The organism is Mycobacterium sp. TH-M82, from assembly GCF_057473605.1.
The window spans coordinates 1-12,307 of the sequence record NZ_JBYCKY010000161.1 but is presented as its reverse complement, the minus strand read 5'-3'; the positions used below and the strand labels follow the sequence as shown (position 1 = coordinate 12,307).

The following is a 12,307-nucleotide window of genomic DNA, read 5'->3' as shown; positions in this document are numbered from 1 at the left end:
GACCAGCGCCGGCACCGCCAGTATCGATCCGCCGCCGCCCAGCGCGCCCAGCGACAAGCCGATCAAGAAACCCAGCGGCGCCGACGCCGCGAGACGGGCGCTGTTCAGCGTCATCGCCACCGCGGGACTCGGTTCGGATCCGGGTGGTCGTTCATCGGATGATGTTAGCCGTTTTGCGCCTGGGCTCCTTCGCGACCAGCGGCCGTGACCGCTTCGGTACGCTAGTGCCATCTACACACCCGCCTACCCCACAATGGATCGACATGGTGGAAGTGACCGCTCCGCTTTGGGTGGGGTTTTTCATCGGCGCTGCGTTTGGTATTCCCGCGGCACTGTGGGGAATTGGTAACCCCGAGACCGTGATCAGAACGGCCAGGCTCGTCGACCGGCTGCTCATCGGCTGCTTTGCGTTTGTCACAGCGATCGGCGCCGTTGTGCTCTACGGGCTCTACGCGCTGGGGTTTGCGATGCATTTCTCGCCCAAGCCGCTCTATATCTACGGAGTGACCTTGGGGGGCCTGTTGTTCGGTGTGGGTGTGGCCATCAGCGGCTACTTTCCCGGCAGCGAGTGGATCGCCCTCGGCGAGGGCCGCCGTGACGTCCTCTCTGCGATTCCGGGCGGCCTGCTGGGAGCGGCGGCGTGGACGGTCCTCTACCAGACACCCGCCGGGCGCTGGCTGATCAGCGCGGCGAACTTCGGTGATCTGGTGGTTACCGGCAACGTCGCGCACATCCATCCGCTACCGACGTTCGTCGTCGCGCTCGGCTACGCGGCGGTGGCCCTGACGCTGCTGTACTTCCTGCCCCGCTATCAGGGCGGCAAGCACAGTTGTTTTCGGCACATGGCGAGCAATCCGCTGGACGAGCACGACCTGGTGCTCATGCGCGACACCGCGCGATACCTTGCCGAAGGCGCGGTCGATCCGATGGGCTCACGGCGACCCAACTGGTATCAGCGCCTGACGTCGCGCGAGGTGCCCGCCGCGAACTTTTATGCGCGAACCATCAGTATCGTCGGGTTCGCGATCGCCATGGTCGCGGTCCTGGCGGTCTTCCTGCATCAGATCTTCGGTCAGTCCACCACGTATTCGTGGTTTGTCGGGCACCTGCTGTTGCCCCATTTCGCCTACAGCACACAGGTATTCAGCAATATCGGCTGGGAGCCGTTCACCGACATCGGCGTCTTTTTCGGCGGGTTCATCTGCGCGCTGTTCATCAGCCGGCGCTTCACCGCCTTTCGCCCGATCGTCCCACCCACGTGGCGCAGCCGGTTCGGCGCAAGCACGGTCAAACGCGCGATCGGGTGCTTCGGCGGGTCCTTTCTGGTGCTCTTCGGCGCCAGGATGGCCGGTGGGTGCACCAGCGGCCACATTCTGAGCGGCGGGATCCAACTGGCGCTGAGCGGGTGGCTGTTCACCGCGGCGACGGTGACTGCCATGGTGGCGACGGCACGGCTGGTATATCGAGACGCGAGCCGCGGCCCGGGCCGGCAATCGCCGCGCACCCAAACGAGCCACCGAAACGAGCCGATGACCGTGAACGCGGTCGTGCTCCTCGGTGTCGTGCTCAGTGGCTTCGCCGGGATGACCACCCTCGGTGCGGTACTGACCGGCGGGCAGACCGAGGGGCTGCTGACACTTGCCGACGTGCTGGTGCCGGCGGCGATCCCGATGCTGTTGGTGATCGCGGTAACCATCGCCTGTCGCGGTGGACCAGCCAAGCGGCGGCACGGTGCGACGGAGGGTCGTCGTTGACGTCCAGAATGCGATACAGAGGAATCACGACCTGATGCCCGATGATGCGAAGACACCATCATTTCGGCTCTGGGCGTTCGGTGACGCCCACGTCGGGACGGACAAGAGATTCGGCAGAAGCAGCCTTGCCGAGGCGATTTCGCAGTCGGAATTCGGCGGCGCCGAGGGTGGACCGCCGTTCTCCTGGGATGTTGCCGTCGACGTCGGTGATATGTCGGGTGCTCAGTACAGCCTGTCCGACGACGCCGAGGGGCGCGAGGTCCGTAACCAGTTCTCGGCCCTGCGTACCCATCGACGTGAAGACATCTACAGCGTGTGCGGAAACCACGACCGCAGCGGCCTTGCGGAACCAGAGGCCTGGTGGTGGCAGAAATGGGTCGATCCGCTCGGTGAGCACACCGAGTTCTCCGGGGTTGATCCCGCAGCGCGTCCCTACTCCGTCGAGGGGACCTGGGAGCGGTACTCGTTTCGCATCGGCAATCTGCTCTTTTTGATGATGAGCGACCGCAACGAGCCCACCCAGTCCATCGGGCGGGGCCCACTCGGGGGCAATCCCGGCGGCGTGGTCAGCGGTGAGACATTCAACTGGTTCACGTCAATGGTCGATGACAACGCTGCTGCGATCATCATCGCAGTCCACCATTACGTCCTGAAAGACACCACCGTTGCCTCCGGCGAGTGGGAAGGTGTGCACAAGAACCCGGCAGGAGGCTGGGAGGAGCACTACCACCGCCCCTACGAACAGGGCACCCCGCAGGGTGCGTCATTTCTGTACTGGGTTGACAGCAAACCGGATTCGGGGGCATTCGAGAAATTTCTGGCAGCCCGTCCCGGTCGGGTCGCCATGTGGCTGGCCGGCCACACGCATACCAATCCCGACGATTCCCTCGGCGGTAAGACGCACATCGAGCGCCGCTGGGGCACCTGGTTCCTCAACGTCGCCGCGTTGAGCCGCTATCACGTGCCGTTGACCACGTTGCCCATGAGCCGCCTGCTCACCTTCAATCCCGAGAACACCCCCGACGGTCGTGATGTGCGAGTGCAGTGCTATCTGCACACCAGCCAGTACGCTCCACAGGGTTGGTATGCCAACGCGGAGCGGACGTTGACCCTCAACCGCCCGTTCCGGTGGCGGTGACGGCGCCTCGAAGGCGCGGTCCGGCTCGAACCGGTGCGGGCGAGCGGCCACCGGAGTCACCGTCATCGAGATTCAGTTCCGGGCAGCCAATGTCGTCGGGCAGATGGTGAGTGGCCACGACCACCGTCCGTTCTGCGCCGATCAGCCCGCCTTCCGGCTCGAGCAGCCTGCGCAGCAGCACCTCGGCATCGGCGGCGTCGAGGTGCTCGGTGGGTTCGTCGAGCAGCACGATGCGCGCCGGCGAGAGCAGTGCCCGGGCCAGCAGCAGCCGGCGGCGCTGACCCGCGGACACTGCGTGCGCGCCGCCGGACAACACCGTCGCCAAGCCGTCCGGCAGGCCGGCCAGCCACCCACCGAGCCCGACCAGGTGCAGCACCGCCATCAGCTCGTCGTCACGGCAGCCGCGGCGGGCAACCAGCAGGTTGTCGCGGACGGTGGTGGCGAAGATGTGTGCGTCTTCGGCGAAAAAGGTTATGGTGTTGCGCAATTGGCTCTCGTCGAAATCACTGAGCGCGGTCCCATCCAACTCGGCCTTGCCGTGCAGCGGCGGTAACAGGCCGGCCAGCGTCATCAGCAGCGTCGTTTTGCCGGAGCCGCTGGCGCCGGTGACCGCGAGCCGGGTGCCGGGTTGCAGGTCCACCGTCACCAGAATCGACCGCTCGGCGTGGTGGCCGACGCGGATATCGGCGGCGCACAGCCGGTATGCCAACGGTGGATGGGACTGCGCCGGTGGGTGATCCGGGTGGGCGCCCGGCTGATCTGTGGGAGACAGTTCGAGCAACCGGCGCGCCGCGATCCGCGACCGGATCAACTGGATGGCCGCGGCCGGCAGCGCCGTGGTCGTCTCGAATGCCGACAGCGGCAACAGCATCAGGATCGCCAGGGTGGTGGGCGCGACTGCGGCCGCGATCGAGATCGCGGCTATCACCGCGCCGATCACGCTGACCCCGATCGCTGCGGTGGGCATGGCGGCGGCCACCGCAGCCGGTGTCGCCGCGGCGTCGATCGCGTCGGCCCAGGCGCGTTGCCGGCGCTGCGACTCGGCGACGATATCGGGCAGTCTGCCGCTGACGCGCAGCTCGCCGGCGTGCTCCAGCGCGAGCATCGCCGCCACGTCACGCTTCCCCAGGTGTCGGCGGGCCACGCCTTCGCCCGCCGCCGCCGCTCGTGCCGACAGCCATGGCGCGATCACCCCGGCGACGAGCAGGCAGACCGCCAACACCGCGCCGGCCGCCGGCGAGATCACCGCAATCACGGCCACAGCGGCCACGCTGAGCACGACCGCGACCCCGATCGGCAGCAGGGCGCGCACCAGCACGTCGGCCAGCACGTCGACGTCGGCGCCGACCCGCGCCACCAGCTCACCGCTGTGCAGTCGGGTCGCGACGTCTGCGGGCCCGTGGGCCAGCCGGCGATAGATAGTGCTGCGGGCGGTGCCGGCCGCGCGCAGCGCGGCGTCGTGGGTGGCCAGCCGCTCGCAGTAGTGCAGCACTCCGCGGGAAATCGCCAGTGAACGCACCGCGACGACGGCGACTGACAGGTCCAGCACCGGCGGCATCTGCCAGGCACGGGTGATCAGCCAGGCCGACACCCCGGCCAGGCCCAGTGCGCTGGCCTGCGCCAACACCCCCAACGTGACTGCCAGCACCAGCCGGGGCAGCCGCGGGCGCAGCAGGGTTGAGGCGGTCAGCAGATCAGGCCGGCGCATAACGGCTCGCCTCCACGTCGACCACCCGGTCGCCGATCGCCAGCACCGGGTCACGGTGGCCGACGACGACCACCGTAGCGCCGGCCCGCGCCCGCTCGACGACTGCCCGCAACACCGCCTCCTCGGTCTCGGCGTCCAGGTGGGCGGTCGGCTCGTCGAGCAGCAGCACCGGCGCGGGTGATCCGAGCGCGCGGGCCAGGCCGAGCCGCTGGCGCTGCCCCAGCGACAGCCCGACACCGCCGCGCCCGAGCTCCGTCGCCGCGCCGTCGGGCAGCTCCGCCAGCACCAGGTCGAAACCCGATGTAGCACAGGCGATTTCTGCGTCATGGAGTTCACCGAAGAGCGCCAGGTTGTCTGCGACACTACCCGGGATCAGCACCGGGCGTTGCGGCAGCCAGGACAGCTGACGCCACCAGCGGGCCGGGTCCAGGTCGGCGACGTCGATCCCGGACACGGTGATCCGCCCCGACGTCGGCACGGTGAGCCCGGCGACGCATTGCAGCGTGGTGCTCTTGCCGGCGCCGTTGGCGCCGGTCAGCACCGTCACCTGGCCCGGCTCGATCACCGCGGTGAGATCACGCGGCGCGAAGCCGTCCCGGCCGGCGACGCTGAGCCGGTCGGCGCGGATCACCGCATCAGGCGCGGACACGATCCGGTGTCCCGCGGCCGGGCAGGGGGAGTCGTCAATGAGGGCGAAAGCCTTGTCGGCGGCGGCGCGGCCGTCTTGGGCGGCGTGGTATTCCACCCCGATCCGGCGCAGCGGTACGTACACGTCCGGCGCCAGCAGCAGCACCGTCAGCCCGGCGGTCAGGCTCATCTGGCCGAACACCAGGCGCAGCCCGATGCTGACCGCGACGAGCGCAACGCCGAGCATGCCCAGCAGCTCCAGCACCAGGGCGGACAAGAAGGCGATCCGCAGCGTTGCCATCGCCGAACGGCGGTGGGCGGCCGACAGTTCGGCGATGCGATGCTCGGGTCCGGCGACCCGACCCAGCGCGCGCAGCGTGGGAATGCCGGCGATCAGATCCAGCAGCCGCGCCTGCAAGGTCGTCATGGCCGCCAGCGCGGCCGCTGACCGGTCGGCGGTGGCCAGGCCGATCAGCACCATGAAGATCGGGATCAAGGGCAAAGTGACCGCCACGATGACCGTCGACTCGAGGTCGTAGAGCGCAATCACCGCCACGGTGGCCGGGGTCAAGATCGCGGCCAGTGCCAACGCGGGCAGGTAGGCGGTGAAGTAGGGGCGCAGCCCGTCGAGGCCGCGGGTCACCACCGTCGCGGCGGCGTCGCGCCGGTCGGCCAGTTCCCGGGGGGCGCGTGCGGTCACCGCTTTCAGCACCTGACCTGCCAGATCGGCGATCACCGCGCTGGCGCCCCGCTGGCCCAGCCGCGCCTGCAGCCAGTGGGCCGCCGTGCGAATAGCCCACAGCGCCGCCAGGATCGAGATCAGTGGCAGCCAACGCTCGACGCTGCGGGTGGACGGGTCGGTGATCACCCGGGAGGCGATGTGAGCCAACATCATCGCCGAGGCGATCGCGCAGCCGGAGATCACCACACCGTAGGCCACCGTGGCGGCCACAAACCGGCGCACCGCCGTCGATGCCCGCCACAAGCGCGGGTCCAGCGGCGCTTGGCTTTGGCTCATCCTCGCGACGGTTGTTTTTCCAGGCCAGTCGACGCGGGTATCCGCTCAGCTGAGATCCGTTGCCGCAGCACCCAATACGTCCAACCCTGGTAGGCGATCGCCAACGGGGCGAAGATCAGCGCCGCCCATGTCATGACCTTCAGCGTGTAGGGGTTCGACGACGCGTTGTAGATCGTCAGGCTCCAGGCCGGGTTGAGCGTGGAAGGCATCAGGTTGGGGTACAGCGCAGCGAACAGCAGGATCACCACCGCGGCGACCACCACCGCGGTCGAGAAGAATGCCCAGCCGTCGAAGCTGCGGCGCCACACCAACACCACCGCCGTCAGCTGGGCGACGACCGCGACCGCCAGCACCAGCCAGGTCCAGGTCTTGCCGTAAGCCAGCTGGGTCCACAACCCGAAACCAGCCACCAGCGCGGTCACCGGCAGCGACAACCGCGCTGCGAACCGCAGCGCGTCGTCGCGGATCGCGCCGGCGGTTTTCAGCGTCGCGAACACCGCGCCGTACAGCAAAAACAACCCGCCGGTGGCCAGCCCGCCCACCAGCGTGTAGGGATTGAGCACATCTGTGACCGACAGGTGGATATGGTGGTCGGCATCCACCGGTAGCCCGCGGACCAGCACCGCGAAGGCCACGCCCCACAGCACCGCGGGCAGCCACGACCCGGCGGCGATACCGAAGTCGGCCCAGGCCCGCCACGTCGGGTCGTCGATCTTGCCGCGCCACTCGATGGCGACCGCCCGCACGATCATCCCGAACAAGATCACCAGCAGCGGCAGGTACAGCGTCGAGAACACGCTGGCATACCAGCCTGGAAACGCCGCGAACATCGCGCCACCGGCGGTGATCAGCCAGACTTCGTTGCCGTCCCAGACCGGGCCGATGGTGTTCAGCACCGCACGCCGACGCGACTCGGCGTCGCCGGTGCCGGCCCGGCCGAACGGCTCCATCAGCATGCCCACCCCGAAATCGAAGCCCTCCAGGATGAAGAACCCGAGAAACAGCACCACGACGAGGCCGAACCATAGTTCTTGCATTCCCATCTCCCGTTACCTCCTCGTCGGACTCCTCGGATATCAGTAGGCGAACGACAGCGGCGCCACCTCGCCGCTACCGGGCGGAGCCGGCGGTGCGAGTTCGGCGTCGTGCTCCTGCGGCCCTTCGACGACGTAGCGTTGCAGCAGCCTGAACCAGATGACCGCCAGTACGCCGTAGACCAGGGTGAACATCGCCAGCGACGTGACCACCATGGCGGGTGAGTGATTCGACACACCTTCGGCGACGGTGAGATGGATCAGTTGGTCACCCGTCGGGTTGGGAGCCACGACCCACGGTTGGCGCCCCATCTCGGTGAAAACCCACCCCGCGCAGTTGGCCAAGAACGGCGTGGGGATGGTCAGCAACGCAAACCAGGAAAACCACCGCCGAACCGGGACTCTGCCACCTCGGGTCAGCCACAGCGCGGCCATCGCGAACAGCACCGGAATCGCCAGCAGCCCGATCATCGCCCGAAACGACCAGTAGGTGACGAACAGGTTGGGCCGGTAATCGTTCGGCCCGAATCGCTGCTCGTAGTTCTGCTGGACGTCACGCACACCCTGCAGCTGGACATCGCTGAATCGTCCTTTGGCCAAAAACGACAGCGCGTAGTGCACGTCGATCACGCGGTAGACGTGGCCGCAATTGTTATGTGTCCCGATGGTCAGGATCGACATCGGCGGGTCGATTTCGGTGTTGCACAACGTTTCCGCCGACGCCATCTTCATCGGCTGCTGGACAAACATCAGCTTGCCCTGGGCATCACCGGTGAAAAACAACCCCACCGCGGCGACCAGCGCCACCCAGCAGCCCAGGATTGTCGCCGGGCGGTACATGGTGCGGGCATCGGTTTGCACTGCTGCCGCATCGGTACCCGGGGTGCCCGGGGTGCCCGGGGTAGCGGTCCGGTTCTGCGACCGGACCATCCACCAGGCACTCACCGCGGCGACAAATGCCCCCGCGGTGGCGAACGCGCCGCCGATGGCGTGCGAAACCGCCGCTTGCGCAGTGTTGTTGGCGAACAGCGCGGCGATGTTGTCCAACTCGGCGCGGTGAGTTTCCGGGTTGTAGTGGGCGCCGACCGGGTGCTGCATGAACGAGTTGGCCACGATGATGAAATACGCCGATGCGTTGGTCGCGATCGCCACGATCCAGATGCAGGCCAGGTGCACCCAGCGCGGCAGGCGGCCCCAACCGAAGATCCACAATCCGATGAACGTCGACTCGAAGAAGAACGCCGCCAAGCCCTCCATGGCCAGCGGGGCGCCGAAGACGTCGCCGACGAACCGGGAGTACTCGCTCCAGTTCATGCCGAACTGGAACTCCTGCACGATACCGGTGGCCACCCCCAGCGCGAAGTTGATCAAAAACAGCTTGCCGAAGAACTTGGTGAGCCGATACCAGGCCGGATTGTCGGTGATCGTCCACACCGTCTGCATCACGGCCACCAGCGGCGCCAGACCGATGGTCAGCGGCACGAAGATGTAGTGGTAGACGGTGGTGATGCCGAACTGCCACCGGGAAACATCAAGGGTGTTCATCGGCGACCTCCCGAGCTAGACACTCATCGCAGACTACGCAGTGTCGTAGTCAGCCGTCCACTCGGCAGCCGATCAGCTGCTTCCCGGCCGTGGGTTGGGTTGGACGGGGCCACAGCTGGGTTCAGAGGGCACTGATGGCGGCGCGTAGCTTGGCGGTGGCTTGGTCGGCCATATCTTGCAGGCTCGGCTGGCCGGTTACCTGCACCATGAGTTGCGGGTCCATCGCCTCGACGATGACCGTGTCGCCTCGGCTATCGGCCGGGTCGGCCCGAACCACGACGTTGCACGGCATCAACTGGCCGATCTGGCGATCCACATCCAAAGCGCGGTGTGCCAGCTGGGGGTTGCAGGCCCCAAGGATGAGATAGTCCTCCATGTCCTGGCCGAGCTTTTGTTTCAGTGTGGCCGCGACGTCGATCTTGGTCAGCACACCGAAACCTTGATCGGCCAGCGCCCGAGTCGTCCGCTCCACGGCGTCGGCGAACGAGGTGTGCAACGTGGTACTGATCCCCAAGGTCATTTCCTTCATGTTCGTTTCTCCTCTGTGTCCTCTGTGTGACGGCGCCGGTTGACGATGGACGCATGCGGTGGGAACCAGGCCAGACCTAAGCCTAAGCCAGGCTCAAAAAAAGCTTTTCCAGTTCGGTTTCGGTCAACCGCGGCCCGTCGCCCGAGCCGGTGCCGATGATGCAGTCCCGAAGCCCGGAGGCAACGATCTTGAAGCCGGCCCGGTCAAGGGCGCGCGACACCGCCGCCAGCTGGGTCACCACGTCTTTGCAACCGCGGCCCTGTTCGATCATGGCGATCACCCCGGCTAGCTGCCCTTGGGCGCGCCGCAACCTGTTGAGCACCGCGGTGATGCCATCCTCGTCATCGAGCATTGTTTCCTCCACATCCGACTGACTCGGCAATTGTACCCCCTGGGGTATAGTGGCTGACAAGCGCCCACGCGCTTGATCCGTCAGACCGTTTGAGTAGCATACCACTACCGGTATAGGTATCATCGCCGTCATGGACGAACACAACCACTACCACGACGTACTCGATGACCTCAACCCGCAGCACCGTGCGTTGCGGCAGATGATCCCGGGGGTCTACCGCGGATTCGGCGAGATGAGCAGCGCCGCGCTGGCCTCGGGCGCATTGGACAAAAAAGTCAAAGAGCTCATCGCGGTCGCCATCGGGATCGTAGCCGGCTGCGATGGCTGCATCGCCTCGCACACCCGGGGCGCCGCTCGTGCCGGAGCCTCCAAAGAAGAAGCCGCTGAAGCCATCGGTGTCAGCATCTTGATGCACGGTGGCCCGGCCACCATCTACGGCGCCCGGGCCTACGACGCCTTCTGCGAATTCGCCGACGCCGCCAGTGCCCCGGCGGGATCACCCCAGTGAGCGCCATCATGAGTGCCATGTGGCTGCGCCGCCCAACAGCTCTCACATGATCCGGAGTCACCATGTGCTATCCGGTCCGTTGCCGAGCCTGCGGTAAGACCACCTGGGCGGGTTGTGGCCGCCATGCCGACGACGTCATGGAATCGCTGCCGCCTAGCCAGCGATGCACCTGCTGTAACGACGTCGCAGACCAACCCGCAACCCAGCGTGGCCGGCCGTGGTGGGCACGACGCAACAAGCAGCGCAGCGCTGGGTGATCGACCGCCGGTAAGAAGGAGGGGAGAGGCACATGCCCATCCATCGTGGGGTAGCGAGACGTCATGACTGCTGAAGCACTATCTGTCGCGTCATTGCAAGCCCATCGACCGTTTCCGGCGCGGCTGGGCCCGAAGGGCACACTCGTCTATAAGCTGGTGACGACCACCGATCACAAGCTGATCGGCATCATGTACGTCGTCACCTGCTATGCACTGTTTTTCCTCGGCGGGCTGATGGCCTTGTTCATGCGCGCCGAGCTGGCCGCGCCCGGTCTGCAGTTTTTGTCCAACGAGCAGTACAACCAGCTGTTCACCATGCACGGCACCATCATGTTGCTGTTTTATGCCACCCCGATCGTGTTCGGCTTTGCCAACCTGGTGCTGCCGCTGCAGATCGGCGCCCCCGATGTGGCGTTCCCGCGGATCAATGCGTTCTCGTTTTGGCTGTTCGCCTTCGGCGCCGCGATCGCAATGGCCGGCTTCATCACCCCGGGCGGGGCCGCCGACTTCGGTTGGACCGCCTACACCCCGCTCAGCGGCAGCGTGCACTCCCCCGGCGCCGGTGGGGATCTGTGGATCATGGGTTTGGTTATCTCGGGACTAGGCACCATCCTGGGCGCGGTCAACATGATCACCACGGTGGTGTGCATGCGCGCGCCCGGTATGACGATGTTCCGGATGCCGATCTTCACCTGGAACATCTTGATCACTTCGATCATGGTGTTGTCGGCTTTTCCGATCCTGACCGCGGCGCTGATCGGCCTCGCCTACGACCGGCACCTCGGCGGGCATCTCTACGACGCAGCCAATGGCGGGGCGATCCTGTGGCAGCACCTGTTCTGGTTCTTCGGCCACCCGGAGGTCTACATTGTCGCGCTGCCGTTCTTCGGGATCGTCACCGAGATCTTCCCGGTGTTCTCCCGCAAGCCGCTGTTCGGATACACCACCATGGTCTACGCGACAATTGCCATTGCCGGGCTGTCCACGGCGGTGTGGGCGCATCACATGTTCGCCACCGGCGCGGTGCTGCTGCCGTTTTTCACCATCACCTCGTATCTGATTGCGGTGCCGACGGGGATCAAGTTCTTCAACTGGATCGGCACCATGTGGAAGGGTCAGCTGACGTTCGAGACGCCGATGCTGTTCTCGGTCGGCTTTGTGGTCACGTTTTTGCTGGGCGGTTTGTCCGGTGTGCTGTTGGCCAGCCCGCCGCTGGACTTTCACGTCCACGACTCCTACTTCGTGGTGGCCCACTTTCACTACACGCTGTTCGGCACCATCGTGTTCTCCACCTTCGCCGGTGTCTATTTCTGGTTTCCGAAGATGACCGGTCGGCTGCTCGATGAGCGGCTGGGCAAGCTGCACTTCTGGCTGACCTTCATTGGGTTCAACACCACGTTTTTGGTGCAGCACTGGCTGGGCAATGAGGGCATGCCGCGCCGCTACGCCGATTACCTGCCCACCGACGGTTTCCAGGGCCTGAACGTCGTCTCCACCGTCGGATCGTTCATTCTGGGCGCGTCGATGCTGGTGTTCGCCTGGAACGTGTTCAAAAGCTGGCGTTACGGTGAGGTGGTCACCGTCGATGACCCGTGGGGGTATGGCAACTCGCTGGAGTGGGCGACCAGTTGCCCGCCGCCGCGGCACAACTTCACCGAGCTGCCCCGGATCCGTTCGGAGCGCCCGGCGTTCGAGCTGCACTACCCGCACATGGTGGAGCGGATGCGCGCCGAGGCGCACGTCGGCCGCCGCCACGACGACGAGTTGGCCGGGGTGTCGTCAACCTGAGTACGGCCAAGGTGCCGGTGTTGATCACCGTCACCGGCGTCGATCAGCC

At 66.2% G+C, this 12,307-nt stretch carries 10 protein-coding genes; 4 read left to right on the top strand and 6 right to left on the bottom strand.

The features are described 5' to 3' along the window. Positions 1-272 precede the first annotated feature (272 nt). On the top strand, positions 273-1,754 hold the full coding sequence (locus AC2VON_RS04805) for a YeeE/YedE thiosulfate transporter family protein (RefSeq protein ID WP_486951918.1): 1,482 nt from the start codon (positions 273-275) through the stop codon (positions 1,752-1,754). Positions 1,755-1,788: 34 nt separating this feature from the next. Beyond that, entirely contained in the window at positions 1,789-2,892 is a 1,104-nt protein-coding gene (locus AC2VON_RS04800) for a hypothetical protein (RefSeq protein WP_486951917.1), read from the top strand. Here the strand turns inward: AC2VON_RS04800 and cydC are convergent. From cydC to AC2VON_RS04770, 6 genes are all read right to left on the bottom strand, one after another. After that, positions 2,867-4,600 carry a thiol reductant ABC exporter subunit CydC gene (gene cydC, locus AC2VON_RS04795; RefSeq protein ID WP_486951916.1) on the bottom strand — a complete coding sequence of 578 codons (1,734 nt, stop codon included), beginning with the start codon at positions 4,598-4,600 and terminating at the stop codon, positions 2,867-2,869. The genes AC2VON_RS04800 and cydC overlap by 26 nt on opposite strands. Then, complete coding sequence (gene cydD / locus AC2VON_RS04790; protein WP_486951915.1) at positions 4,587-6,245, bottom strand: thiol reductant ABC exporter subunit CydD; 1,659 nt, start codon at positions 6,243-6,245, stop codon at positions 4,587-4,589. Before cydD ends, cydC begins: the two co-directional genes overlap by 14 nt. Continuing rightward, positions 6,242-7,288, bottom strand: coding sequence for a cytochrome d ubiquinol oxidase subunit II (cydB, locus tag AC2VON_RS04785; RefSeq protein WP_486951914.1), 1,047 nt, complete (start codon positions 7,286-7,288; stop codon positions 6,242-6,244). Before cydB ends, cydD begins: the two co-directional genes overlap by 4 nt. Before the next feature lie 33 nt (positions 7,289-7,321). Next, positions 7,322-8,824 carry a cytochrome ubiquinol oxidase subunit I gene (locus AC2VON_RS04780; RefSeq protein WP_486951913.1) on the bottom strand — a complete coding sequence of 501 codons (1,503 nt, stop codon included), beginning with the start codon at positions 8,822-8,824 and terminating at the stop codon, positions 7,322-7,324. 121 nt (positions 8,825-8,945) lie between these two features. Then, the gene (locus tag AC2VON_RS04775; protein ID WP_486951919.1) at positions 8,946-9,344 is read right to left on the bottom strand and encodes a DUF302 domain-containing protein; all 399 of its coding nucleotides are present in this window, start codon (positions 9,342-9,344) and stop codon (positions 8,946-8,948) included. 91 nt (positions 9,345-9,435) lie between these two features. Beyond that, positions 9,436-9,705, bottom strand: coding sequence for a metal-sensitive transcriptional regulator (locus tag AC2VON_RS04770; RefSeq protein ID WP_486951912.1), 270 nt, complete (start codon positions 9,703-9,705; stop codon positions 9,436-9,438). Between the two features lie 130 nt (positions 9,706-9,835). Here AC2VON_RS04770 and AC2VON_RS04765 point away from each other — a divergent pair, with 130 nt between their 5' ends. Both AC2VON_RS04765 and ctaD read left to right on the top strand, forming a co-directional pair. Then, positions 9,836-10,213, top strand: a complete 378-nt coding sequence (locus AC2VON_RS04765) for a carboxymuconolactone decarboxylase family protein (protein ID WP_486951911.1) — start codon at positions 9,836-9,838, stop codon at positions 10,211-10,213. A 320-nt stretch (positions 10,214-10,533) separates the two neighbouring features. Next, positions 10,534-12,258 carry an aa3-type cytochrome oxidase subunit I gene (gene ctaD / locus AC2VON_RS04760; RefSeq protein ID WP_486951910.1) on the top strand — a complete coding sequence of 575 codons (1,725 nt, stop codon included), beginning with the start codon at positions 10,534-10,536 and terminating at the stop codon, positions 12,256-12,258. Positions 12,259-12,307 lie beyond the last annotated feature (49 nt).